Annotated in this window: 19 protein-coding genes; 7 read left to right on the top strand and 12 right to left on the bottom strand. The window is 69.8% G+C overall.

Annotated features, from left to right (window positions below; all coding sequences use genetic code 11):
• Positions 1-27: 27 nt before the first annotated feature.
• The 4 genes from F8566_RS04765 to F8566_RS04750 form a co-directional block, all read right to left on the bottom strand.
• Positions 28-3,597 (bottom strand): bifunctional glycosyltransferase/CDP-glycerol:glycerophosphate glycerophosphotransferase, encoded by a 3,570-nt coding sequence (locus F8566_RS04765; RefSeq protein WP_192809519.1) that lies wholly within the window; start codon positions 3,595-3,597, stop codon positions 28-30.
• A 126-nt stretch (positions 3,598-3,723) separates the two neighbouring features.
• Entirely contained in the window at positions 3,724-4,962 is a 1,239-nt protein-coding gene (locus tag F8566_RS04760; protein ID WP_151558391.1) for an acyltransferase family protein, read from the bottom strand.
• Between the two features lie 19 nt (positions 4,963-4,981).
• Positions 4,982-6,406, bottom strand: coding sequence for an LCP family protein (locus F8566_RS04755; protein WP_151558389.1), 1,425 nt, complete (start codon positions 6,404-6,406; stop codon positions 4,982-4,984).
• A 101-nt stretch (positions 6,407-6,507) separates the two neighbouring features.
• Positions 6,508-7,398 (bottom strand): TIGR03089 family protein, encoded by an 891-nt coding sequence (locus F8566_RS04750; RefSeq protein WP_151558387.1) that lies wholly within the window; start codon positions 7,396-7,398, stop codon positions 6,508-6,510.
• A gap of 246 nt (positions 7,399-7,644) precedes the next feature.
• Here F8566_RS04750 and F8566_RS04745 point away from each other — a divergent pair, with 246 nt between their 5' ends.
• The 3 genes from F8566_RS04745 to F8566_RS04735 all read left to right on the top strand — a co-directional run bounded on the left by F8566_RS04745 (position 7,645) and on the right by F8566_RS04735 (position 11,825).
• Positions 7,645-9,714 carry a hypothetical protein gene (locus F8566_RS04745; protein WP_151558384.1) on the top strand — a complete coding sequence of 690 codons (2,070 nt, stop codon included), beginning with the start codon at positions 7,645-7,647 and terminating at the stop codon, positions 9,712-9,714.
• 85 nt (positions 9,715-9,799) lie between these two features.
• The gene (locus tag F8566_RS04740; RefSeq protein ID WP_192809518.1) at positions 9,800-10,711 is read left to right on the top strand and encodes a glycosyltransferase family 2 protein; all 912 of its coding nucleotides are present in this window, start codon (positions 9,800-9,802) and stop codon (positions 10,709-10,711) included.
• Positions 10,712-10,724: 13 nt separating this feature from the next.
• Complete coding sequence (locus tag F8566_RS04735; RefSeq protein WP_151558380.1) at positions 10,725-11,825, top strand: glycosyltransferase family 4 protein; 1,101 nt, start codon at positions 10,725-10,727, stop codon at positions 11,823-11,825.
• Here F8566_RS04735 and trxA read toward each other — a convergent pair.
• Positions 11,800-12,123, bottom strand: coding sequence for a thioredoxin (gene trxA / locus F8566_RS04730; RefSeq protein WP_151558378.1), 324 nt, complete (start codon positions 12,121-12,123; stop codon positions 11,800-11,802). The genes F8566_RS04735 and trxA overlap by 26 nt on opposite strands.
• A 2-nt stretch (positions 12,124-12,125) precedes the next feature.
• On the bottom strand, positions 12,126-13,133 hold the full coding sequence (locus F8566_RS04725; protein WP_225992882.1) for a lysylphosphatidylglycerol synthase transmembrane domain-containing protein: 1,008 nt from the start codon (positions 13,131-13,133) through the stop codon (positions 12,126-12,128).
• 52 nt (positions 13,134-13,185) lie between these two features.
• On the opposite strand from F8566_RS04725, the gene F8566_RS04720 reads away from it, so the two are divergent.
• The 3 genes from F8566_RS04720 (at position 13,186) to F8566_RS04710 (ending at position 16,288) form a co-directional block, all read left to right on the top strand.
• The gene (locus tag F8566_RS04720; RefSeq protein WP_151558376.1) at positions 13,186-13,893 is read left to right on the top strand and encodes a class I SAM-dependent methyltransferase; all 708 of its coding nucleotides are present in this window, start codon (positions 13,186-13,188) and stop codon (positions 13,891-13,893) included.
• 145 nt (positions 13,894-14,038) lie between these two features.
• A complete protein-coding gene (locus F8566_RS04715; protein WP_151558374.1) occupies positions 14,039-15,181 on the top strand; it encodes a glycosyltransferase family 4 protein in 1,143 nt (380 codons plus the stop codon).
• A gap of 39 nt (positions 15,182-15,220) precedes the next feature.
• Complete coding sequence (locus tag F8566_RS04710) at positions 15,221-16,288, top strand: mannose-1-phosphate guanylyltransferase (RefSeq protein ID WP_151558372.1); 1,068 nt, start codon at positions 15,221-15,223, stop codon at positions 16,286-16,288.
• A 251-nt stretch (positions 16,289-16,539) separates the two neighbouring features.
• On the opposite strand, the gene F8566_RS04705 is transcribed toward F8566_RS04710, so the two are convergent.
• From F8566_RS04705 to F8566_RS04690, 4 genes are all read right to left on the bottom strand, one after another.
• Positions 16,540-19,095 carry a bifunctional FO biosynthesis protein CofGH gene (locus F8566_RS04705; RefSeq protein ID WP_151558370.1) on the bottom strand — a complete coding sequence of 852 codons (2,556 nt, stop codon included), beginning with the start codon at positions 19,093-19,095 and terminating at the stop codon, positions 16,540-16,542.
• 153 nt (positions 19,096-19,248) lie between these two features.
• Positions 19,249-20,202, bottom strand: a complete 954-nt coding sequence (locus F8566_RS04700; RefSeq protein WP_151558368.1) for a LysR family transcriptional regulator — start codon at positions 20,200-20,202, stop codon at positions 19,249-19,251.
• Between the two features lie 260 nt (positions 20,203-20,462).
• Complete coding sequence (locus F8566_RS04695) at positions 20,463-21,341, bottom strand: DNA-3-methyladenine glycosylase family protein (protein ID WP_151558366.1); 879 nt, start codon at positions 21,339-21,341, stop codon at positions 20,463-20,465.
• A gap of 143 nt (positions 21,342-21,484) precedes the next feature.
• Positions 21,485-22,444 (bottom strand): C40 family peptidase, encoded by a 960-nt coding sequence (locus F8566_RS04690; RefSeq protein ID WP_151558364.1) that lies wholly within the window; start codon positions 22,442-22,444, stop codon positions 21,485-21,487.
• A 259-nt stretch (positions 22,445-22,703) separates the two neighbouring features.
• On the opposite strand from F8566_RS04690, the gene F8566_RS04685 reads away from it, so the two are divergent.
• Entirely contained in the window at positions 22,704-23,720 is a 1,017-nt protein-coding gene (locus tag F8566_RS04685) for a substrate-binding domain-containing protein (RefSeq protein WP_192809516.1), read from the top strand.
• An 18-nt stretch (positions 23,721-23,738) separates the two neighbouring features.
• Here the strand turns inward: F8566_RS04685 and F8566_RS04680 are convergent, their stop codons facing one another.
• On the bottom strand, positions 23,739-25,025 hold the full coding sequence (locus F8566_RS04680; protein ID WP_151558359.1) for a coenzyme F420-0:L-glutamate ligase: 1,287 nt from the start codon (positions 25,023-25,025) through the stop codon (positions 23,739-23,741).
• Complete coding sequence (cofD, locus tag F8566_RS04675) at positions 25,022-25,996, bottom strand: 2-phospho-L-lactate transferase (protein ID WP_151558357.1); 975 nt, start codon at positions 25,994-25,996, stop codon at positions 25,022-25,024. Before cofD ends, F8566_RS04680 begins: the two co-directional genes overlap by 4 nt.
• Between the last annotated feature and the right edge of the window lie 34 nt (positions 25,997-26,030).

The following is a 26,030-nucleotide window of genomic DNA, read 5'->3' as shown; positions in this document are numbered from 1 at the left end:
GCTGAAACTCTCGTGTGGCCGGATCCGTCAGGCGTCGCGAAGCATGCGGTCCACCGCACGGGCGGCGGCCCCGCCGTCGTCCCACGCGCAGAACTTGGCGCGGAAGGCCTCGTACCGGTCGGCGTACGCGGACTTCAGCGAGCCGGCATCGCGGATCATCTCGATCAGCTCCGGTGAGGTGCGGGCCAGCGGCCCGGGCGCCTCCGCCTCGAAGTCGAAGTAGAAGCCACGCAGCTCGTCCCGGTATCGCTCCAGGTCGTAGGTGAAGAAGAGCTGAGGACGGCCGGTGACCGCGTAGTCGAACATCACCGACGAGTAGTCGGTGATCAACATGTCGGCGATCAGGTAGAGCTCGGCGATGTCGGGATAGCGGCTCACGTCGATGGCGAACTCGCCGTCCGTCCCCTCGACTCCGCCGCCCAGGTTGAAGTGGCCGCGGACCAGGAGCACGTGGTCGTCGCCGAGGGCCTCGCGCGCCGCCTCCAGATCGAGCTGCAGCTCCATCCGGTAACCACCGGACTTGGCCTGGTCGTCGCGCCAGGTGGGGGCGTACAGGACGATGGTCTTGCCGTCCGGCACACCCAGCAGGGACCGCACCCTGGCCGCGCGCTGCGAGACCTCGAACGCGGTGTCCGGCTTGGCGAGCAGGTCGTTGCGCGGATAGCCGGACTCGAGGACTTCGCCCTCGTACCGGAAGGCCCGTCGCATGATCGGCGTGCTGAAGGGGTTCGGCGAAATCATCGCTGACCACTGGGCGACGTCGGCGCTGAAACGCCGCAGGTAGTCCTGCGCGTTCTTGAACTTGGGGCGTTCGATGTCGTAGCCGATGCGCTTGAGCGGCGTACCGTGCCAGGTCTGCAAGTAGAACTGGCCGTCGCGGCGCCGGAACCATTCAGGCATCGGGTCGTTGCCGACGAGGAAACGTGCCTGGGCGAGGACCTGGAAGTGTTCCCGGCTGCCCAGCAGAACCGTCCGCGCCCCTTCCGGCGGCTGGAACTGGCTGTCCCGAGTGATCCAGACGTATTCCATGTCGGGCAGGCGCCGGGCCATCTCCTCGTAGACGGCCCGCGGGCTGTCGGAGTACTGGCGGCCGCGGAAGCTCTCGAAGACGGCCATGTCCCGCAGTGGAGAGGCCAGGAAGCCCGGGTAGTCGCGCTGGGCCATGCGCTTGAGCCCGTAGACGCCGCGTTCGTCGTCCTTCAGCGCGGTCCGGGAGGTCAGCCGCAGCGCGTCGGTCTGATGGGCGCGCAGAGTGAACTCGTGCTGCCCCAGCTGCTGCGGCGGCGGGAGGTCGGCCAGGGAGGACCGGGAGATCGCCACCGCGACCTCACCGTTGTCGAACTGGGTGAAGAAGTCCCAAGGTCCGGCGGCGAGCGGCAGCACCTCGCCGAACCGCGGGATCCGTGCCGGGGAGAAGACGAGGGAGAAGGTGCCGTCGTCGGCCCAGCGAAGCGGCAGCGAGTGAGTGTCTCCACCCGTGCGCAGGCGGAGGAGCATGCTGTCTGGACGGTCGCCGTCGCCGTCACCGGCCGCCAGCTCGCCGGTGAGAACGAGCTCGCCGTCCTGCGTCCACTCCGCCGTGGTCACCACGCAACGGCGTGGGCGTTCGAGCAGCCGCAGGTTGCCGAACCTGGTCCGGGTGACGACGATCTCGTTGGTGCCGACGGGATGCCGGATCTCGACGTTGTCGGAGACCGAGAGCCGGATGGGCTTGCCGCCGCCCAGCTTGATCGAGGCGTCCCAGTCCAGCCCGCCGGCCATCCAGGTATGGATGGTGTCGGCGGTGTCCGACTCGTGGGAGACCAGCACGTCGAGCGGTACGTTGGCCGTGAAGACGCCCCGGTCGTCCAAGGTCACCGGCACCCGGGTCTCGGCCATGCCGAGGCGGCGTGCCAGGACCACTTCCCCGTTGGCGGACTTGGCGTTGGCGACACGTCCGGCCAGGACCAGGGTCGGCCCTTCGACGCGGGCGTCGGTGACCTGCGCCACCAGCTGCTTCACCTGCACGGTGAAGCGGTTGCCCGACGCGGTCACCGGCCGGACCACGACCCCGGGAGCGACGTCGCGGCCGGCGGCCCACTGGACGTCGCTGCGCACCGGGCCTCGCATCGGACCGCTCAGGGTCAGCCCGCCGGGCGCTGTGACCTCGGCGTGCAACTCCCAGTTGGCCGATCGGAACGACGGGAGGATCCGCTGCTTGAACAGGCGCAGGGCGCGGTATTTGTTGACCTGGAGCAGCGCCGGGTCGATCTCGACCGTGAACCCGGCCCAGTCATAGTCGGCGGCGGCACGGCTCGCCTTGGCGGTGACATCGGGCCGGTAAACGCGGGTGACGGGCAGCTCCACCACAGTCCCACGACCCGTGTGCTGGAGCCACACTCGCATCTGGCACGCGTCCCGGTCGGTGGCCGGGTCGGTCATGGGGATCCGCGTGATGTGCGCCTCTCCGGAGATGCGGAGTCTGCCGTCCTCCCACCAGGCGTTGTCGACACGGGTCTGCAGGGTCAGCTCGTCGGTGACGTCGTAGACCCGGTCCGGAATGCCGTACGCGGGGTCGCGGAAGAAGGGGTAGTCGGCGTACCACCGCTCGCCCTGGCGTTCCACATCGGCGGTGAAGATCCTAGCCTGCTGGTAGGCGAGGACCTCGAGCAGTTCGTCGATCAGCCCGCGCTGGACCAGGTGGTACTTCAGCCGCTTGAGGGCGGTCAGCTCCGCGAGGATCGAGTCGTCGGCCTCGGCGAGGGCCTCGTTGACCAGCGGCAGCAGGCGCTCGTGGTATTCGGCGCCACCGTCGAGGGCCGCGTCGACGTAGAGCGACAGCTCGGTGGCGAGCACGGAGTAGAGCTGGGCGTGCCACAGCTCGGGTGACCGCTCGTGGAGGAAGGCCGTCACCACCTTGATGGTCCGGACACGGTCTTCGAGGTTGCCGGGCTCGGTGCGCCGCTGGGTGATCGACTGGGACTCGCCCTCGCGCTCGCGCCAGTAATAGACCACGTCGCTGAGCACATCGACGGACGAGGCAAGGAAATGCGCCGGAATGGTCACCGGGCTGTCCTCGTACAGCCCGGGCGGGAATTCGAAGGCGTGCGTGTCCCAGAACGACTTGCGGAAGACCTTGTTCCAGGCGGTGCGGTCGCCGAGCAGATCCGGTCGCCTGGTGATGTGGGTCTGCTTGTCGGTGGCCTTGAAGATCTGCGTGTGCAGCGGTGATTTGGCGGGGCCCGCAGCGGTGAACCTGCGCACCCCGCCGCACGCCAGATCCGAGCCGGTCTCCTCCAGGGAGGCGATCAGGAGCTCGTAGGCGTAGCGGGGGAGGATGTCGTCGGAGTCGAGGAAGGCCAGGTAACGCCCCTTGGCCAGCCGGGCGCCGGTGTTGCGGGCCGGCCCGAGGCCCTGGTTCTGCTGCTGTATCAGCCGGAATCGCGAATCCCGCTGGGTGAAATCCTTGGCGATGGCCGCGCTGCCGTCGGGGGAGCCGTCGTCGACCATGATCACCTCGATGTCGCGCAGCGTCTGCTGCTCAAGCGACTCCAGGCATGCCTCGAGATATTCTTCGACGTTGTAAAAGGGCACAACGACGCTTAGCAGCGGTGACACGGTCCTCCATCTGACATCTGCGCCGTCGCGGCGCTGCCGCGCGGCCACCGAACGGACGGCTCGGGCGGACGGCTCGGATTCGCAGCTTCCAGCAGACTATCTGACACGCCTGGTTCGAGTGGCTCGTTACCGGCCCATCTCGGCACTTACGGTGCCTCTGTCTTCACCTGGTGTGGCTTTGGCCTGGCGCTTGGCCCGGCCGCCGCCCGGCCGCCGCAATTTGGTGAACACCCAGGTCGTATTCGGTTCAAGCAGCCACTTGGTAGAGCGCACCACCGGCAGCGTGCACAGGAGCGTGCCCAGCACCAGCGAGCCGACGATCAGCGTCAAAACCCCCGGTACGGAGGCCGCCCAGTCGGTCTTCCACACACCGGCGAAGCTCAGCAGCTTGGTGAAGAAGCCGTGCAGCAAATACGCATACAGGGTGTAGGCGCCGAGTGCGGTGAACCAGGTCTTGCGCCGGGGAACAATTGTCAAGAAGGCGAACAGCAGCGTGGTGGCACACGCGAACATCGCCAGCCGCATCGCGATGCCGGTGATGTTATCGACGCCGAAATGCCTGAACGAGTGGTCCCAATAGACCCACCCCCTGGCCATGTGGTTCATGGTCAGATATGCCACGGCGAAGCCGCCGATCAGCACGACGATGCCGAGGAGGCGCGCCTGCGGCTTCTTGATGAGTTCGAAGTGCTGCGGCTTGAGCATCAGGCCCATCACGTAGAACGGCAGCAGCCCGATCACGCGGTGGAGGTTGAGCGTGGCGCCCAGGTCGGTCATGTAGGACAGCAGCGAGAAGAGCGCCGCCACCGCCAGCGGCCAGCGGATCTGCTGCCAGACCGGGGTGGACAGCCGCCACAGGAACAACGCGCACAGGAACCACGTCAGGTAGTACGGGTCCAGCAGGGTGACCTTCAGCTCGTTCCCGCCGACCAGCCAGTCGTAGGCCGAGTACGCGAACTCGAAGATCACGTACGGTACGCCCACGGTGGCGATCAGCTTGCGCGCCTTGCCGGAGGAGAAGGTCCAGTTCCGCGAGAAGTAGCCGGTGACCACGATGAACAGCGGCATGTGGAACATGTAGATGAACATGTACACGCTCTCGGCCAGCGGAGAGCGCAACACACCCCCGAGGGCGTGGCCCACCACAACGAGCAGGATCGCCAGGAACTTCGCGTTGTCGAAGAACGGGTCTCGTTCCTTGCGGGCGGGCTTGGCGGCGGCAGGAGCGCCCTCGGCCGCAGGCGCGCCGTCCCCCCGGGCGGCCGGGTCGCCGGCAGCGGCGTGCGGCGCCTGATCGGGGCCCTGGGGCAGAGCCGGTGCGGAGGCGGGCTGGGATACGGCTGAGGGCCTGGCGGTGTACGTCATTGATTTCCCGGGGGTTGGGTCAGCTCCCCTTGCAGATGTCGTCGGTCGCGCGGATCTCCCCCTGCTGCTTGGGGATACCGGCCTTGACGTTCTTGAGGGCGGTCCAGTCCTTGCCGACCACGAGGTCGACGACGCCCGGAGTGCCGCCGCTGGTGCGGGCGGTCGGCTTGGGTCCGCTGGGGACCAGCTTGGCGAGGAAGGAGGCCTGCTGGTCGGCGCCGGAGCCGTACAGCACCTTGGTGGTCGCCGTGCCGCTCATGTTGCCGCCGAGGCTCGCGTGGAAGCCCTGGGCCTCCAGCGCGGTGATGACCCGCCCAGCCTGGCCCTCGATCCCGCTGGCGTTGTAGACCCGTACCCGCACCTGGCTCGGGGAGATCTTGGAAGCGGCCGCCTTGGGCTCGCTGGGCACGGTCTTGTCGTTGCGGACCGCGCTGAAGAAGGTGTTGGCGGTGGGCTGGGTGAGCGCCACCCGGTTGGGGTCCGCCGGGTCGGGGCCGGACGGCACCGTGACGAAGCGCAGCTTGCCGGAGGTCATTCCCTGCATGCCCTGCGCGATCTGCATCATCACCCGGGGCGTGAGGTCCTCGTCGGTGGTCAGCGACTTGGTGGTGGCGTTCATCAGCGAGAGCAGCTTGCTCGGGTTGCTCAGCACTCCGGCGCTCATCGCCTTGTTGGCGAGGGAGCCCATGAACTTCTGCTGGCGCTTGATGCGGTCGGTGTCGGAGCCGTCGCCCAGGCCGTAGCGCATGCGTACGTAGGCCAGCGCGGTCTCACCCTTGATGGTGTGCCGGCCCTTGCCCAGCTTGAGGTGGGACTTCTTGTCGTTGACGGCCTTGGACAGGCAGACGTCGACGCCGCCGACGGCGTTGGTGATCGCCTTGAAGCCGTTGAAGTCGACCTGCATGAAGTGGTCGATCTTGATGTTGGAGATGCCCTCGATCGTCTTGATGACGCAGGAGGCGCCGCCGTTGGTGAACGCGGAGTTGATCTGTCCCCGGCTCGTCGCGGGGGTCGATCCGTTCTTGGTCTTGCAGGACGGGATCGGGACCATCAGGTCGCGCGGGAAGCTGATGCCCATGGCCTGCCCGCCGCCGGGTGACAGGTGCAGCAGGATCATGGTGTCCGAGCGCGGCGGCTCGTTCTTCATGCGCCGGCCGTACTTGGCGTTGCCTCCCGCGCGGGTGTCCGATCCGAGAAGCAGGATGTTGAGCGCGTTGTTGAGCTTCTTGGGGCGGTTGGGGCCGACGTTGGCGTTGACGTCCTCGTGAGCGATGTTGCCCATCGTCTTGTAGTAGACGCCGTAGGCGGCCAGGCTGCCCACGACCATCACGGCGGACAGGCCGATCGACACCCATCCGAGGATGCGCCAGCCACGCCGCTCCGGCGCCGGTCCGCTGGGATCGGCGTCGTCGACGTACTCCATGTACATGGGGTTGCTGTTCATCGGCTCCGTGGGTGGGGGCAGGCCCGCGCTCTCAGGGGTCGGGGAAGCGAACAGGTCGGACTGACAAACGTGTCGGCTGGCGAGCAGAGACAGAGACTAGGTCAGGCGAGCCGGCGCACGGACCCGGATTCGTCATTCCATCCGGACACGCCGGCCACCACGGTCACATGTTCCAGGCTCACTCGATGATCTAGGGCGTCTTTGTGGAAGTTTCGTTGGATTATGACGGAAGCACCCGAGGCTAGTGGTGCAAGCAGGCCAGTCAGAACCCCGTCGAGTGTGGCGTACGACATGTCAACGAGGACCCTGTCCTGCGCGTCAAGCCCCCATTTCACGGCGGCATCGTGCGCCGCACGCACCAGTTCGGCCCCAGTGAATGTGGTCTTTGTCACAGTGCTTCCTTGCATCAGGGAGGCCGCGGGCAACTGCGGCGTCACCTCCGGCCCTGGGACGAACCTGTCTCCGTAAGCGCGCACCTCCACTGCGTAGTCGATCACCCCGCCGGGGACCTCCGTGAGCGGTCCGCCCAGCGCGTGCAGCGAGAGCCCGATGACCTCATCGGCCTCCTGATCGTCGATGACATCCCCCAGCACCTCCTCGGCAGCCGCTAGGAGATACGGCCCGGTACCGCCGACCGGTTCGCCGGATCTGACCCTTTCGCCAAAACCGGCACTTTCCGGATCGACCACCTCGACGTGGAGTCCGGCCGACCAGCAGGCCATCAGCCACACCGCGCTCTGCCAGTGCGGCGGCAGCACGAGCACGGCACGGCCGCCGGCCTCCGCGGCCAGCCCGTCGACCAGCAGGTTGGCGGTCTTGGCCACCCAGTTGTCGAACGTCCTGGCCGACAGCTCCACGCGTTCGCCGGTCTTGTCGTCGTAGAAGGTCACGAACGGGCGCGACGGGTCGGCCGCGACCCGCCGCCGGAGCAGGTCCGCAGGTCCCGCGTCATGTCCGGGGCCGGATTCGAGATCAGGTTCGAGGTCGGGCATGAGACCAGACAGTACGCCGCGCCCCGCGCGGCCATCCGGCCCGCCCGGAGGAAGTGTCCGACTCGCTACCCGGTCACGGCTGGGCCGTGGCTCAGGACCGCTACGCTCCGCATCGTCGAACGACGAGACCGGGGGTGGCGGGACGTAGCCATGGGGGCGCAACAAAGGGGGTGGCGGGGTGTAGGCATGGGGGCACGACCGAGGAGGTGGCGGGGCGTAGGCATGGGGGCAAGGCAGAGCGGGACGATGAGCACGGGCCGCCTGCTCGCCAGGATCAGCGTGGCCCCTGCCCTGCTGATCGTGGCGTGGCTGATGGTGTCGTTGCCGTTGCTGCTGGCCGGCATGTTCTCGCCGGGCCCGGCGATCGCGCTGTTCGTGCCGGTGGCCGCCGTCGTCGTCTGGCTGGGGCTGCGGGACCGCCGGGGCGATCCGGACAGGGATGACCTGGAAGGGAAGGGCCCGGCGGGAGGGCCCATGCCGGTGCCCCGCTGGGTGACGGTGTCGGTGCTGTCGATCGTGCTGGTCTTCCTGGTCTTCCAGATGATCATGTCTTCCGAGCAGATCATCGTCCGGCGCGATCCGGCCTCGTACGTGCAGTTCGCCACCTGGTTGAACGATCACGGCTCCCTGCCGATCCCGCAGATGCGCTGGGCGTTCGGCGGCGGCGACCCGGCGCTGGAGTACAAGAGCCCCGCCTTCTACCAGCGTGACGACGTCATCTGGCCCCAGTTCATGGCCGGGCTCCCGATGCTCCTCGCGCTCGGCGGCTGGATCGGCGGCACGTACGCCATGCTGGCCATGGCCCCCCTCCTCGGCGCGTGTGCGGTGCTGGCGTTCGCGGGCCTCACCGCCCGCCTGGTGGGCCCGCGCTGGGCGCCGGCCGGCGCCCTCTTCCTCGCGCTGACCCTGCCCATGTTGTGGATCTCCCGCTCCACGTACAGCGAGCTGCCCGCGCTGATCCTGCTGCTGGGCGGCCTGTCGCTGATGTACGACGTGCGTGCGGAGGCCACCCGGGGCTTGCCGCAGTCGGCGCGGGTCAAGGCATTCCTCGCCGGGCTGGCGCTGGGGTTGATCGTCCTCGTCCGGATCGACGGGCTGCGCGACGTGCTGCCGGTGGTGGTGATCGCCGGGCTCCTGATCGCGCGCCGCCGCCGGACCGGCCTGCCGCTGATGCTCGGCCTGACCATCGGCGTCGGCGCGGGCCTGATCGAGGGCTTCACGCTGTCCCGGCCCTACCTGGAGTACCTGCACACCTCGCTCGATCCGCTGCTGCTCGCCACCGCGGTCCTGATCGCGCTCACCGCGGTCATGGTCGTCGTGCTGCGCCTGCCATGGAGCGGCAAGCGGCTCCGGCGGCTCGGCGTGCGGGTCTCGGCCGGACGGCTGCCGAACGCGGCGGCGGTGCTGACCGTCCTGGTGGTGACCGCGTTCGCCGTCCGGCCGTACGTGCAGACGGTGCGGCGGGTGCCGACGAACGACGACGACAAGCTCAACGCCGAGTTCATCGAGGCGACGCAGAAGCTCGCCGGGCTGCCGCTCGACGGCACCCGGCAGTACTCCGAGCTCTCCCTCTACTGGGTGATCTGGTACATCGGCGTCCCGGCGATGCTGCTCGCCACGTTCGGCGCGGCCCTGCTGGTGCGGCGCCTGCTGCGGCGCGGCTCCCCGGAGTGGCTGCTGCCGTACGCGGTGACCGTCTTCACCACGGTTCAGGTGTTGTGGCGTCCCGGCATCACCCCCGACCACCCGTGGGCGACCCGGCGCCTCATCGGCCTGGTGATCCCCGGTCTCCTGCTCTTCGCGGTGTGGGGGCTGGCCTGGTCGTTCCGGAGGGTGCGGCGGCTCGGGTACGGGCGGCGCCTCACCAACACGGCCGCGGTCGTGGGGGTGCTCGTGCTGGCGACGCCGATCGCGATCAGCTCAGCCGGGCTCATGTTCACCAGGACCGACCAGGACGAGGTCGCGGCGCTGCGCGGGATGTGCGAGAAGTTCGGCCCGGGACGTTCGATCGTGGTGGTCGAGCGCGTCACCGCGGACCGTTTCCTCCAGGTGATCCGCAGCATGTGCGGCCTGCCCGCCGCCCGCACCGTGGACGGGGCCCGGCCCGCCGACATCCGGCGGGTGATCGGCAAGATCCAGGCCGCCGGGCGGCACCCGGTGATCCTCGGCGCCGAGGCCCGGCAGGTGTCGCCGTACGGCCAGCCTGTCCAGATCGTCGAACTGCGCACCCGCCAGGACGAGCGGACCCTCGTGGAGTCGCCGAACGGCTCCTGGACTCTCAACGTCAACGTCTGGATGTCCGAGCCGCCCCGTTAGCGGGCGTTCGCCAAGGGCGTGTCTTGAAGGCGCCCTAAGGGCGACTGGCCTCGTAAGGGGCGTGGGGCGAGTATTCTCGCCCTGCGTGAGTACCCAGCCCACCGACAGTGCCGTGCATGTGACGATCGTTCTGCCGTGTTACAACGAGCAGGACCATGTCCTCGAAGAGGTCGAGCGCATCTGCAAGGCGATGGACAACAGCGGCAAGAGCTACGAGCTGCTGGCCGTCGACGACTGCTCGACCGACGCGACGCTGGCCCGGCTGGAGGAGGCCGCGCCACGCTTCCCCAATATGCGGATCATCGCGTTCCACCACAACAGCGGCTCGGGCACGGTGCGGCGGATCGGCACCCAGCAGGCCCGCGGCGAGATCGTCGTGTGGACCGACGCCGACATGACGTACCCGAACGAGCGGATCCCCGACCTGGTCGAGATCCTCGACACCGACCCCACGGTGGACCAGGTGGTCGGCGCGCGCAAGAGCGAGGAGGGCACGCACAAGCTGCTGCGGGTGCCCGCCAAGTGGTTCATCCGTAAGATCGCCGAGCGGCTCACCAACACCAGGATCCCCGATCTCAACTCGGGGCTGCGGGCGTTCCGCCGCCAGGTCTCGCTGCCCTATCTGCGGCTGCTGCCGCCCGGTTTCTCCTGCGTCACGACGATCACCATCGCGTTCCTGTCGAACCAGCACGACGTGCGGTACGTGCCGATCGACTACTACAAGCGGGCGGGCAAGTCCAAGTTCCACTTCACCAAGGACGCCTACCGCTACATCCTGCAGGTGCTGCGGATGGTCATGTACTTCAACCCGCTCAAGGTGCTGATGCCGCCGGCGCTGTGGCTGCTGGGAATCGGCCTGGTCAAGGGCGTGTTCGACATGATCGTGCACTTCGGCTACTTCGCCAACAACACCGTGATGATCTTCATTACCGGGATGATCATCGCCTCGCTGGCGTTGCTGGCCGACCTGATCGTCCGTTCGCGCAACGACACCTAGGCGGCGGCATCCGATGCGGATCGCGATCATCGGCCCGGCGTTCCCCTACAAGGGCGGCGGCGCGCACCACACCACCGAGCTGGCGCACCGGCTGGCCGGGGCCGGACACCAGGTCGCCATCGAGTCGTGGCGCGCCCAGTACCCCGCATTCCTCTACCCCGGGCAGCAGACGATCTCCGAGCCGGAGGGCGAACCGTTCCCCGGCACCCGGCACGAGCTCGACTGGCGCCGCCCGGACGGCTGGTGGCGCACCGGCCGGTCCCTGCGCGCGTACGACCTCGTGGTGCTGGCGGTGCTCAGCCCCGTCCAGGTCCCCTCATATCTGGGGATCCTCGCCGGTCTGCGCGGCGGGACGCCCGTGGTGGCGCTGTGCCACAACGTGCTCCCGCATGAGCGCAAGCCGTACGACCGGCCGCTCATGAAGGCCCTGCTGCGTCGCGTGAACGGTGTTCTCGTTCACTCTGAGCAGCAGGCTGAGCTGGCCAGGGGGCTGACGGCCCATCCGGTCCGCGTCGCCGAGATGCCCGCCCACCTGCCGACCCCGTCAGGCGGCGTCACCGAGCGCGGCGGGCGAGCGGCGGGTGTGCGGAATCAGCTGCTGTTCTTCGGGATCGTCCGGCCCTACAAGGGGCTGGACGTTCTGCTCCGGGCGCTGGCCGCGGGTCCCGAGGACGTCTCGCTCACCGTGGCGGGGGAGTTCTGGGGTGGGCTCGACGAGACCGAACGGCTGATCGCCGAGCTGGGACTGGCAGGAAGAGTCGAGCTACGGCCGGGCTACGTTCCGGCGGCCGACGTGCCCGGGCTGTTCGAGGCGGCGGACGCGCTCGTCCTGCCCTACCGAGCCGCCACGGCCTCGCAGAACGTGTGGATGGCCTACGAGCACGGGGTGCCGGTCATCGCCACGCGGGTCGGCGGATTCGCCGACCAGATCCGGGACGGCGTGGACGGGCTGGTCTGCGAGCCGGACGATGTGGGCTCGCTTGCCGATGCCCTCAAGCGCTTCTACGCGCCGGGCGAGCCAGAGAGGCTCCGTGCGGGCGTGCGCCCGGTCGACCACGAACCCCTCTGGACCGCCTACCTCGACGCGCTTACAGGTGCTCGTCGATCAGCTTGAGCAGCGCGCGCTTGGGCTTGGCGCCGACGATCTGCTGGACGACCTCGCCGTTCTTGTAGAGGTTCAGCGTGGGCAGGCCCATCACGCCCTGCGAGGCCATGGTGGTCGGGTTGGCGTCGGTGTCGAGCTTGGCGATCGTGAGCTTGCCCGCGTACTCCTGGGCGATCTCCTCCAGCACGGGCGCGATCATCTTGCACGGCCCGCACCATTCCGCCCAGAAGTCCACCAGGACCGGGGTTTCGCTCTTCAGTACCTGCTCTTCGAACGTGGCGTCGGTGATGGTAATCGGGGCGGTCACGATCACTCCTTATTCGGCTGCGTACCCGTGACAAGTGTGCCGGGTGCCGGTTCATTCCCGCTGTCTTCATTCCCCTCACCGGGGGCCTGCTTCACCGGCGCTTTGGGCGGCCGGCCGCCGATGAGCACGGCGAGCCCGGCGTTCGTGAGGTCGGCCAGCGTCAGCACCACGCGGGAGGCGAGCGCGACCACGATCGGCGCGCCCGCGGGCAGCACCGGCGTCAGGACCAGCACCATCGCCGCCTCGCGGGCGCCGATCCCGCCCGGCGCGATGAAGACCAGGAACCCGGCGACGAAGGCGAGCGCGTAGGCCCCGGTGGCGAGGAACGGCAGGCCCGTCCCGTCGCCGCCGGCCGCCGCGCACAGCAGCCACAGGTGGACGCCGAAGAACACCCAGCCCAGCACCGCCCAGAACGCCCCGAGCAACGTTGCGGGCAGGCTCACCGGATGTTCCAGGGACGGCCGCCGCACGAGCTTGAGCAGCGTGTTCAGCGCCCAGGTGACGATCTTCGGGTGCAGGCAGGCCAGCACCACCGGGGTCAGCAGGAACAGCCACCAGTACCGGCTCCTGGCGGTCGCCGAGGTCAGCGGCAGCGTGCTCGCCGCGATCGCCAGCCCGGTCGCCTGGGAGGCGGCCATGGCCAGCAGCGTGGAGCCGAAGCTGCGGGCCCGCGGCACCTCGTACTCGCGGGCGAGCTCCATCTGGGTGACGAGCGCCCACACCTTGCCCGGCACGTACTTGCCGAGCTGGGAGATGGAGGAGATCCGGTACATCGCCTTGACCGGGAGTGGCGAACCGAGCCCGGCGAGGAAGACCCGCCAGCTCAGGGTCCACGCGAAGAGCCCGGCGAGCCCGGCCGCGAACGCGCCGAGCAGTGTCGCCACCGACATCTGCTCGAACGCCCGCACGGTGGCGTCCCACTGGTCGATCAGGCTGTACGCGCAGAACCCGAGCGCGAGTAGCACGAGCAGTACGCGCCCGATCCGCATCGCCGCGGCCTTCGAAATCACGTGCCCCAGGTTAGGCCAGCCGACTTCGAGACACGTCCTAGAGTGGTCGGCAATGAAACTCTCGGATGTGGTCGCCTTCATGGGGCACCAGGTGCATGTCTGCCGGTACCGCGAGGCCGGGACGCTGCTGGCCTGGATGGGCCGCGATCTCCGCGGCAAGCGGGTCCTCGACGTCGCCGGCGGCGACGGCTACTGGGCCGGGCAGGCCCGCAAGCGCGGCGCGCAGGCGGTCTCGATCGACCTTGCGCGAAAGAAGATGTTGTACGGGCAGACGCTCGCGCACCCGCCCGCGTTGATCGAATGTGACGCGCTGCGGCTGCCGTTCGGCGAGGGTTCGTTCGACGCCGTCCTGTCGGTCTGCGCGATCGAGCACTTCGACGACGGCGGCAAGTCCCTCGACGAGATGGCCCGGGTGCTCAAGCCGGGCGGCGAGATCTTCATGTCGGCGGACGTGCTGAGCCGCGCCGACGCCTGGCCCAAGCTGCGCGACGCGCACAAGGCCAAGTACCACGTCCAGCACACGTACACGCACGAGACGCTCGGCAAGCTGATGGACGAGCGCGGCCTCGACCTGGTCCGCCACTCCTACCAGTTCCGGACTCCGGCGGCCGAGCGGCTCTACCTGTCGCTGTCGACGTACGGCGGCAAGGTCGGCTTCAACGCCGCCGCCCCGCTGGCGCCCCTGGTCGCCCTAGCCGACCGCCGGGCGCCCAACGAGCGCGGCAGCATCGTCCTCATCCACGCCCGCAAGCGCGCCTGACGCCCCGGCGTGTGCTCACAATCGATGTTGATCCGTGTTGGAGCGGCGGTCTGACTTCCGCTGGGGCACGATCGGCGTAGGCTCTGAAGAGGCGGGGGGTGATCCCTGCCGTATGCCGCGAGATCGGGACACAAAAGGGGGCAACGTGGCACCTCGGATCCTCGTTGATGCCACTGCCGTACCCGCCGACCGCGGCGGGCTCGGCCGTTACTGCGACGGGCTGCTCGTCGCGCTGGACCGGCTCGGCGCCGACCTGGCCATCGCCTGCCAGCGTGCGGACGAACAGCGCTACGGCACGCTGGCGCCGAACGCGCGGATCGTGGCGGGCCCGGCGGCCCTGGCGCACCGTGACTCCCGGCTTGCGTGGGAACAGACCGGCCTGCCGTACGTGGCGCAGCAGGTGGCCGCCGACGTCATCCACCTGCCCGCGTACATCCTCCCGACCCGGGCCGGGCGGCCCACGGTCGTCACGATCCACGACGTGACGGTGTTCGCGGAGCCGGAGATCCACGATCCGGTGCGGTCGACCTACATCAAGTCCGCCACCCGCACCGCCGCCCGCCGCGCCACCCGGCTGATCGCCCCGTCCATGGCCACCCGCGACGAGCTGGTGCGGCTGCTCGGCGCCGACCCCACGCACATCGACGTGGCGTACCACGGCGTCGACCACGACGTGTTCCACCGGCCCGACGAGATCGAGATCAAGAAGGTGTCGGACCGGCTCGGCCTGCACGGCCGTCCCTACATCGCCTATCTCGGGGCGCTGGAGCCGCGCAAGAACGTGCCCAACCTCATCCGCGGCTGGGCCCGCGCCGTGTCCGACCACCCCGACCCGCCCGCGCTGGTGCTGGCCGGCAGCGGCGGCTGGGACGACGAGGTCGACGCGGCACTCGCGACGGTCCCGCTCAACCTGAAGGTCGTCCGTCCCGGTTACCTGCCCCGGACCTCGCTGCCCGGGTTCCTCGGCGGCGCGCTCGTCGTGGCGCTGCCCAGCCGGGGAGAGGGCTTCGGCCTGCCCGTGCTGGAGGCGATGGCCTGCGGTGCGCCGGTGCTGACCACGCGGCGCGGCCCGCTGCCAGAGGTGGGTGGCGACGCCGTGGCCTACACCGACCCGGACCCCTGGGGCATCTGCCACGCGCTGTCCGGTCTGATCGAGGATCCGGCGAGCCGCCGCACCCTCTCCGAGGCGGCCTACGAACGATCGCGGCAGTTCAGCTGGAAGGCCTCCGCCGAGGCGCACATGGCCTCGTACGAACGAGCCGTCGCGGCACACGCGTCCCCCCGCTAGACCAGTAGGCTCGGCTGGACCATTCGAGGAAGGGGCCTTGTGGAAGCGATTCTTCTGGTCGGGGGCCAGGGGACCCGGCTGCGACCGTTGACGATCTCCACGCCCAAACCGCTGCTCCCCACGGCCGGGGTCGCCTTCCTCGCCCATCAGCTCGCCCGCGCCCAGGCGGCCGGGGTCGACCGCATCGTGTTCGCGACCTCGTACCGCGCGGAGATGTTCGAGGCGGCGTTCGGCACGCACGCGCACGGCGTCGACCTCGCCTACGTGAGCGAGGCCGAGCCGCTCGGCACCGGCGGCGCCATCCGCAACGCGGCCCGCGCGCTGACGTGCGACCCCGACGAGCCCGTGCTCATCCTCAACGGCGACATCCTGTCCGGCCATGACGTCACCGCCCAGGTCGCCCTGCACGAGAAGTCGTCCGCCGCCGTGACCCTCCACCTGACCAGGGTCGAGGACCCCTCCCGCTTCGGCTGCGTGCCGACCGATCCCGACGGCCGCGTCGCCGCGTTCCTGGAGAAGACCCCGCACCCGGTGACCGACCAGATCAACGCGGGCTGCTACGTCTTCCGCCGCTCGGCCATCGACACGATCCCCGAGCACGAGGTCGTCTCCGTCGAGCGCGAGACGTTCCCCTCACTCATCTCCTCCGGCGCAGTCGTCATGGGCTACGTCGAGACCGCGTACTGGCTCGACGTCGGTACTCCCCAGGCCTTCGTCCAGGGCTCCCGCGACCTGGTCCTCGGCAAGATCGCCTCGTCCGCCATGCCGGGCGAGCCCGGCGAGCGCCTCACCCTCCACGGCGCGATCGTGTCGCCCGGCGCCGTCGTCCGCGGCGGCACCACCGTCGGCCGCGGCGCCGAGGTCGAGCCCGGCGCCACCGTGATCGGCAGTGTCCTGCAGGACGGCGCGTTCGTCGCCGAAGGAGCGACGGTCCGCGACTCGGTCGTCGGCCGCGGCGCCCGCGTCGGCGCCGGCGCGGTCCTCGACGGCGTCATCCTCGGTGACGGCGCCATGGTCGGCCCGGGCAACGAGCTGCGCGACGGCCTCCGCCTGTGGCCCGGCATCGCCCTCCCCCCCACCGCCGTCCGCTTCTCCACCGATGCCTGACCCCTCATGGGGACGCTGACGCCATGACCGCCCAGCCCACTGAGCCCGCAGGCCCATACGATCCTGGCGAGGACCCTGCTGCGATCTTCGATGCTCTCCCGGAGCTGTATCGCGAGCAGTCACGCGTTCTTCGGCAAGCGCGGTGAAGGCATGCTGGCCATCCTCGTCGATGACGAGTCCGAGACACTTCGCATTACCGACATCGTCTGGATCGGATGAGAGGGGCTCCCTGGTGGGGAGCCCCTCTGCGGTCAGGTGGTCAGGAGGGGGAGGCCCTTGCCGAAGTGGCCGACGCCGTCGGTCTTGCGGGCGGCCTCGATGCGTTCGGGCGAGGGACGGCCGTATTCGGTCGTCCGCTGCACCGCCGGCCTCCCGGCCGCGGCGGCGATGGCCTCCAGCGAGCTGATGGTCTTGAACGAGCCGTTCTCCGACCCCGCCATGCGGCTGATGGTCTCCTCCATCAGCGTTCCGCCCAGGTCGTTCACGCCGCCCTGCAGGACGCGGGTCGCGACCTCGTCGCCCAGCTTCACCCACGAGGTCTGGATGTTGTGGATGGCGCCGTGGAGAAGGATCCGCGCCAGCGCGTGCACCGCGATGTTCTCGCGGACGGTGGGACCGGGGCGGGCCAGACCGGCCAGGTAGATCGGCGAGTTGTGGTGCACGAACGGCAGCAGCACGAACTCGGTGAACCCGCCCGTCCGCTCCTGCAGTGAACGCAGCAGCTTGATGTGCGCGACCCAGTGCGACGGGTTGTCGACGTGCCCGTACATCATCGTGGACGTGGTCGGCAGGCCCACCTCGTGCGCGGTGGTGACGACCTCGATCCACTGCTCGGTCGGCAGCTTGCCCTTCGTCAGCACCCACCGGACCTCGTCGTCGAGGATCTCGGCGGCCGTTCCGGGGAGCGAGCCGACGCCGGCGGCCTTGGCCTCCTGCAGCCACTCCCGGATCGACATGTCGGTCCGGCTGGCGCCGTTGACGACCTCCATCGGGCTGTACGAATGGAGGTGGATCTCCGGGGCCCGCTTCTTGACCTCGCGAGCGAGGTCGAAGTAGGCCGTGCCCGGCAGGTCGGGGTGGATGCCGCCCTGCATGCAGATCTCGGTGGCGCCCGCCGCCCAGGCCTGGTCGACCCGGTCGCCGACCTGCTCCAGCGAGAGCGTGTAGGCGTCCGCGTCCGTCCGGCGCTGGGCGAACGCGCAGAACCGGCAGCCCGTGTAGCAGACGTTCGTGAAGTTGATGTTGCGCGTCACCACATAGGTGACCTCGTCGCCGACCGCGTCGCGCCGCAGGTCATCGGCCAGCTTGGTCAGCGTCTCCAGCTCGGGCCCGTCCGCGTGGAGGAGTGCCAGCGCCTCGTCGTCGGAGAGCCCGGCCGGGTCGGCCTCCGCCTTCGCCAGTGCCGCCTTGATGTCGGCGTCGAAGCGCTGCGGCGCCGACATCCGGTCCTTCAGCGCGTCCCAGTCGCCGTAGACCTCGTCGAAGTCGTCCCGCCGGTCGCTGGTCCGCCCGGTCGTGTCGATCTCGACATGGAGGTCCGTGCGCCCGAACGCCTCGAAGCCCCCGTCCGGCTCCTGCCAGGGCCGTCCTTCCGGCATCTTCTCGTCGTCCGCGAGACCTGTCGAGCGTTCGGCCAGCGCGGCGACGTGCCCCATCATGCGCGGGTCGAGCCACGGCTCGCCGCGCTTGACGTACTCCGGATATACCGGCAGCCGTTCCCTGAGCGTGAAGCCCAGCTCCGCCGTCTTGGCCGTCAGCTCGTCGATCTGCGGCCACGGCCGTTCCGGATTCACATGGTCGATGGTGACCGGCGAGACACCGCCCCAGTCGTCGATCCCCGCGCGGAGCATCAACGCGAACTCGCCGCCCACGAGATTGGGCGGCGCCTGGATGCGGGCCTTGGTCCCGAGCACCAGCCGCGTCACGGCGATGGTCGCCGCGAGTTCTTCCGGCCCGGCGTCCGGCGTGGCCCGCATCTTGGTGTCGGGCTTGGCGCGGAAGTTCTGGACGATGACCTCCTGGATCGCCCCGTACTCCCGCATCGTCTTCCGGATGGCGAAGATGGACTCGGCCCGCTCCTGGAGCGTCTCACCGATCCCGATCAGAATCCCCGTCGTGAACGGCGTATTGGTCCGTCCGGCGTCTTCCAGCACCCGCAACCTGACCGCGGGATCCTTGTCCGGCGACCCGAAGTGCGGCCCGCCCCGCTCGCTGAACAACCGCGTGGCAGTGGTCTCCAGCATCATCCCCATGGACGCCGACACAGGCTTGAGCCGCTGGAAGTCGCGCCAGCTCATCACCCCGGGATTCAGATGGGGCAGCAACCCCGTCTCCTCCAGCACCCGGATCGCCATAGCGCGCACGTACGAGATCGTGTCGTCGTACCCATGGGCGTCAAGCCACTCCCGCGCCGGTTTCCACCGGTCCTCCGGCTTGTCGCCCAGCGTGAACAGCGCTTCCTTGCACCCCAGCGCCGCCCCCTGCCGCGCGATCTCCAGCACCTCGTCGGGGCTCAGATAAGGCGATTCCACCTTGTGCGGAACGGTCGCGAACGTGCAGTAGCCGCACCTGTCCCGGCACAGCCGCGTCAGCGGGATGAACACCCCGCGGCTATAGGTGATGATCCCGGACCGGCCCACGGCCTCCAGCCCGGAGTCCCGCACGCGCGACGCGTACGTCAGCAGATCGTCGAGCTGCGCGCCGCGCGCGTGCAGCAGAGTGGTGGCCTCGGAAACATCGAGCGTCTTGCCGTCCCGCGCGCGAGCCAACGCCCGGCGAAGCGCGGAGTCCGTCACACCAGCGTCCATGCTCGCACTCTATGCCAAACGTCATATTTTTTGTCAGCCGCCCCCGCCCGTCCACTGACGTTCCCCTACAGCTCACCCCAACCCCGTCCTTATTCCCCCAATGCCGGATGAGGGCCCTGGGTTGATGCTCGAAGAGCAGTGCAGGGGGGCTGGTCAGGCGGGACCTCGGATGAGGCTCGGGCGGGCTTCGGCCAGGGCGTCGGCGGAGTGGCGGAGGGCCTGCATGACGGCGCGGACGGCGGGACGGCCGTTGCGCGGGGACTCGGTGCCGGTCCGGGTCCACATGACCATGCGGCGGAGGACGTCGGTTTCGGCGATCTCGCGGACGACGATGCCGGGTTCGCGTTCGGCGAGGGCCAGGTCGGGGGCGAGTGCGATGGCGCCATGGGCGATCATCGCGAAGATGACCAGGACGTCGTTGGAACGGTGACGGATGTCGGGGCGGAAGCCGGCGACGTCCACGCAGGTGCGTTCCAGGAGGTCGGAGTGGTTGGTGCCGATGTGGCCGGTCGCCCAGGTGGCGTCCGCGAGGTCGGCGAGGCGGACGGGCTCGCCGGTCGCGGCCAAGGGATGTTTCTCGGGCATGGCGAGCCGCATGTGCTCGGTGATGAGGACTTCGGCGGTCAGCTCGGGACGGTTGGGCCGGGGAAGATGCGAGTACTCGTCCGTCATGACGATGTCGATGTCCTGCAGGACGAGGGCTTGGAGCACGCGGCTGAACTCCTCGTCGAGGATGTCCACGTACAGGTCCGGGTAGTCCGTTTCGAGGGCGGGCAGGGCGGGCGCCAGGACATGGAGAAGAGCCGTCTGGAAGCCCACGACTTTGACCCTGCCGGCTACGCGGCCGGCTGCGGCGACCGTTGCCTCCTCGGCGCGCTGGGCCTGGGCCAGGAGGGATTCGGCGTGCTCGGCGAGGACTTCGCCCGCGGCCGTGAGGCGCAGGCGCCGGCCGACCTTCTCGACGAGGGGGACGCTCACCTCTTTTTGGAGCTGGGCCAGCTGCTGGGAGACCGCCGAGGGGCTGTAGCCGAGGGTGTCGGCGACGGCTCCCACAGTCCCGAGCTGCTTGAGCTCACGCAGGATCCGCAGCCGGCCGAGGTCCAACATAGTGAAGCGATTCTTACACATTCCATGCAGAAAAGGTCGCTGGACCTGAATGTTCGACCTGGGTCAAACTAGAGGTGCACCGCGCGGGAACGTCCCCCGAGCCCCGGCCAGGGCTCACCCTTCACCACCAAAGGACAATCCCATGCTCACGTTCCTCGTTCTCTTCGCCGCACTCGCCGTCCTGGGCCCGCTCTTCGGTGCCGACTCGCGTGACGGCCTCGACTGGGCCCGCGACAACTTCTGGATGCGCCGCAGGCAGTCTAGAAGCGGCGATAGTCACGCACAGCCAGACGCGGCCCGCGTCGCGGAGGCCCGGCGCCGGACGATTCCAGCAGCCGGGTGACCCGGTGCCTATGTCCCGCGTACGGCTCCAGTAGCTCGAGCATCCCGTCGTCGTCGACCTTACGGCCGGTGAACGCCCAGCCCACGATTCCGGGCAGGTGGTAGTCGCCGACCGAGACGGCGTCGGGATCGCCGAGCGCCCGCTGCCGGATCTCCGCGGCCGTCCAGACCCCGATGCCCGGCAGCGAACGCAGCTTGCTCTCGGTGGGATCGGCCTCCAGACGGGCCGCCACCCGGGCGGCGCCGATGATCGTACGAGCCCGTACCGCCTCCGCACCTGAGCGGTGCCACTCCCATGACGGGATGCGCGCCCACACCTCAGGTGGCGGGGGCACTCGCATGTCCGGGGCCCCGGGCGCGGGCTGCCCGAAGCGTCGCAGGAGATAGCGCCACGCGCGCCAGGCCTCCATGCCGAGCACCTTCTGTTCCAGGACACCGGGCACGAGCGCCTCGAAGACCCGGTTGGTCCGGCTGATCCGCAGGCCGGGACTCCGAACGATCAGGTCACGGAGGAGCGGCAGGTCCGGGGCGAAGTCCTCGGGGGTGTCCTGGGCTCCGAGGAGGTCGGGCAGCCCGTCCAGCAGCCACGCGGCTCCCGGACCCCACGCCGCCGCCTTGATGACCGATCCGGACTCGCGCAGGCTGAGCGTTCCGGGCCCGTCGGGGGTGAACGAGGCGCGCCAGATCGTGCCGTCGCGGTCGATCCGGAACGCCGGGTCGCCGGATCCGCGCCGGTGCGGTTTCAACGTCCGCCGCACGTCGACCTGCCACGGCGGCCGCCACTCTCGTTCCAACATCGCACCGCAAGTGTGCCACCACCAGAGGAGAGGCGCCCCAGCCGGGGATCGCCCGGCCAGGGCGCCTTCCTCAGCCCCTGCCCAGCCGCCCTTTCAACGGGCAAGCTGCGCTCGGAGGCCTTTCTGATCAGCTCTCTCGGGGGTCAGGCGAAGACCCGGATCGCGTGCGCGGCGAGGTTCTTCTCCGCCGACCTGGTGAACTTGCGGACGTGCACGCTGGTCGTGGTGCGCGGCCACTTGGCCTCGACGATCTTGCCCTTGCCGAGGTAGATCGCGACGTGGGTGGTCTTCCAGCCGTTCTCGCCGCCGCCCCAGAAGATCATGTCGCCGCGGCGGAGGTTCTTGTAGGAGACCTTCTTGCCCTTGGTGAACTGGAATCCGGTGGCCGGGCCGATGTCCTTGCCGGCGCCCTTCCAGAACGCGTACGCCGTGAAGCCCGAGCAGTCGTACCCGTAGCGGTGGTAGTCGTCCGCGCTCTCGCGGTAGTGGTTCTTGGGGTTGCCGCAGCTCGGGCCGCCCAGGCCGCCGCCGCCCCAGGAGTACGGGATCTTCTTGCCGGTCTGGGAGAGGGCCGCCGAGATGACCCGTTCGATCTTCTGCTTGGAGGTGCCCTTGGTGGAGCCCTTCACCTTGCGCGCGGCGGCCTGGCTCTGCCGGCCGTGGTGCGCCCCCGGCTGGGTGCAGCGGGGGTCTTCGAAGACGGGCTTGCCGTAGCCGGGTCCGGCCGTCGGCTTGTCGTTGTCGCACTTCGGTATGCCGGGCGTGAACTTGCTGTAGCCCGTCTTGACGTAGTGGTCGGGGATCCACAGGTTGTCCGTGGTCTTGTCCCAGACATACGACTCGTAGGCCAGCGTGCCCCAGGCCTGGCACTTGATCTTGATCCTGGTGCCCTTGGGGTACTGCTTGTACGGCTTGGCCTTGAGGTCCTTGGCCATCCGGCCGCCGAGGGCAGCGGTGGTCGGGAACTCGCGCGCCGCGTCCGCGCTGACCTTCCCAGCGGTCGCGGAGTTGTTTCCGGTGCCGAGGACGGCGGCGAGGAGCGCCGCCGTCCCGCACGCTATGGCGATCGCCGAAGCGATGATGAGTCGTGCTCGCTGCTTCATATCGGAGAGCGAACTCCTTTCGGGCACGCCGACATGGCCGCCGCGCCCAGCGGGGGTGAGCGGTGGTGGATCGCTCCACCGCCGCCCTTATGACAAGCCGGTCGGTCGTCGCCGCCGGCATTACTCGTAATCTTTGGGTGGATCTCTTCCGGTGACTCCCCGGAGGGGAGCCGTAACGATCTTGTCATGACTTATGCGACGGATGAGTGCTTCTGTGGAGAGAACGGCCAATGACCGGTCTGCCGGAGGGCCCTCGGCGGTGCCCCCGCGCCGTCGCCGGCTGCCCGTCCTTCTGGCTGTCGGAGCCCTCGTCGCCGTCGGCGTCGGCGGTGGAGGCGCCTGGGCGCTCGGTGCGTTCTCCGAGACGTGCAGCGGTGCGCCGCTGGAGGTGACGATCGCCGCGCAGCCCGAGATCGTCCCGGCCCTGCGGAACGTGGCGGAGCGCTTCAACGTGGAGTCGCGCCGGGTGGGCGGCCGCTGTGTCCGGGCTCAGATCGCGGCGATCGCTCCTGCCGAGTACGTCCGTACGCCCGCGAACACGAACGCTCAGCGCAGCGACGCGTGGATCCCCGAGTCGTCGCTGTGGCTGGGCGTCGCGCGCCGCGCGGGGCACCAGACGGTCCCTGCGGGCGCGCCCTCTTTCGCGACTTCGGCCGTGGTGCTCGCGACCACCCGTCCCGTGGACGCCGAGTTCCGCAACGCCGGTGTCGTGCCCACCTGGCGGTTGCTGCTCGGACGGAGGACTGAGGGGATCACGCTGGCGCGCCGCACGACCGACCCCGCGAAGGGCATGACCGGCACCGTCGCCATGATCGCCCTCGCGCAGGTGCAGAAGAAGCCGGTCAACGGGCGGACCGTCGGCGAACTGCGGCGCGGCGCGGACGTCACCCCGTTGCACGACCTCGCCGGCATGGAACGCTTCGTACGCCCACTGGCGGTGACCTCCGAGCAGGCCGTGGTCGCCCACAACGACGCACACCGGCCCAATCCCGTGGTGGCGCTGCCGCCCCGGGAGGGGACGCTGATGCTCGACCATCCGTTCGCGATCACCGCCCGGGACCCGCTCCGGCACGACGGCGCGGCGGCCTTCCTGTCGGCGCTCGGTTCTCGGTCGGCCCGCGACACGCTGCAGCGCTTCGGCTTCCGTACGCCCGAGGGGGCGATGGGAGCGGCGTACGCGCGCGAGCACGGCCTCACCGAGACCGCGCCGCGCGTCCTGCGCCTGCCCACCCAGAAGGAGATCGACCAGGCACTCCGCTCCTGGTCCAGTCGCTGAATCCGCGCTGCGACGCGGCTAGCGCACCTCGATGAAGGTGTCGGGGCTGCGCGGCGGGCGGTCGCGCGGCGGCGCGGCGGCGTGCCCGACGCCGATCGCCCCCATGGGATCCCACTCGTCCGGGATGTCCAGAGCCTCGCGAACGACGTCGCGGCAGAACATCGTGCTCGACACCCAGCAGGAGCCGAGCCCCTCCACCGCCAGGCCGACCAGCAGGTTCTCCACGCCCGCGCCCATCGCGACCACGAACATCTCGCGCTCGGCGCCCGCCCGGCGCGCGTCCGGGTAGTCGTGCGAGCCGTCCATCACCAGGCACGGCACGATCAGGTACGGGGCCCGCCGGAGCACGTCGCCGCGCCGCAGCCGCTTGGTGATCGACTCCTCGGAGAAGCCGTCGCGGCGCAGGTCCGCCTCCCAGGCGTCGCGCATCGCGTCCAGCAGCTCGATCCGGGCGCCGGCGGACTCCAGCAGGACGAATCGCCAGGGCGTCGTGTGGTGCGGGGCGGGGGCGGTGATCGCGGCGGCGACCGCCCGGCGGACCGCCGCCGGGTCCACCGGCTCGTCGGTGAACTCCCGGATCGTCCGTCGCGCGTGCAGCACATCGGCCGATCCGTACCGGAACATGTCCTCCGACGACGGCCGCACCAGAGCTCGGGCCCCCGGGCCGTCCTCCTCGGTGACCAGCCCGCCCATGCCGCGGACCACGGCGATCGGCACGCCGTCCAGCTTGCCCTTGACCAGCTCGGCGGCCGACGCGAGCTCGTCGGCGACCGCCGTGACGGTGGCCTCCAGCCGGTTGCCGTACGCGTCGTCCCGGCCGCGCAGGTCGTCCAGCGGCGCCAGCCCCGCCACTCCGATCGCGGCGTCGGTCAGGCCGATCCGCCAGGGGCGGCCGAGCGTGTCGGACACGATGACGGCGGCGTTCACCCCGGTGCGCTCGCGCAGCGCGGCGCGGATCCGCCGGGCCGACTCGTCCGGGTCGGCGGGCAGGAGCAGCACGGTGCCGGGCGCGGTGTTGGAGGCGTCGACGCCGGCGGCGGCGAGCACGAGCCCCTGCCGCGTCTCGACGATCCGCGTCTCGCCGTGGGCGTGGGCCCGGCGGGCCACCACCCGCACGGTCTCGGCCTCGATCGCCTTCTCGCGATCGTCGGCGACGAGCACGCGGCCCTCGGCCTTGCTCACGATCTTGGACGTGATGACGAGGATGTCGCCGTCCTCGATCGTCTCAGCCGGGACGAGGGCGGCGATGTCGTCGCCCTCCTGGACCTCCGGCAGGCCCTGGAGCCCGAACACCTGCAACGTCACGCGAGCTCCTCGGCGAGGTCGAGCGCGGCGCGGGCGATGGCCGCGGTGGCTTCCGGGTCGCTCATCAACAGCGGACGGGACCGCACCTCCATGCCGTCGACCCGTACGCCGGAGTCCGCCTCGGCCACCAGCCAGCCGTTCACCAGCTCCGGTCCGTACAGCTCGGCGACGGCCTGGGCGGAGGTCTCCACGCCGATCGCGGTGAGGCACGCGTCGGCCATGCCGCGCACCGGCGCGCCGCCGATGATCGGGGAGACCCCGACCACGGTCTTGGCCGCGACGGCCGCGCGGACGCCCGGCACGGACAGGATGGTGCCGATGCTCACGACCGGGTTGGACGGCGGGAAGAGCACGACGTCGGCGGCCTCGATCGCCTCCAGCACGCCCGGCGCGGGCTTGGCGTCCTCGGCGCCGACGAGCGCGATCGACTCGGCCGGGATCGAGGCGCGCAGCCGCACCCACCACTCCTGGAAGTGGATCGCGCGCCGCCGTTTCGCACCCGACCAACCCGCCCCGTCCGACCTCCCGGTGTCCAGCTCGTCGATCACGACATGCGTCTCGACCTGGTCGTCGGTCATCGGGATCAGCCGGACGCCCGGCTGCCAGCGGTCGCACAGCGCCTCGGTGACGGCCGACAGCGGATAGCCGGCCGCGAGCATCTGGGTGCGCACGATGTGGGTCGCGAAGTCGCGGTCGCCGAGGCCGAACCAGCTTGGCCCGACCCCGTACTCCAGCAACTCCTCCTTGACGGTGAAGCTCTCGTCGGTCCGGCCCCAGCCCTGGGCCTCGTTGATGCCGCCGCCGAGCGTGTACATCACGGTGTCCAGATCGGGACAGACCCGGAGGCCGAACAGCGTGATGTCGTCGCCGGTGTTACCGATCACTGTGATCTCGGCCGCGGGGGCGGCCGCCTGCAGTCCGCGCAGGAAGCGGGCCCCGCCGATGCCGCCCGCCAGCGCCACGATCCTCATGCGGGCCAGCCTAGGGCGCCCGGGCCTCCGCCCC

Source organism: Actinomadura rudentiformis, assembly GCF_008923185.1.
GTDB classification, from domain to species: Bacteria; Actinomycetota; Actinomycetes; order Streptosporangiales; family Streptosporangiaceae; genus Spirillospora; species Spirillospora rudentiformis.
Note: the sequence above shows the minus strand (reverse complement) of the source record. Positions and strands in the feature narration are given on the sequence as shown.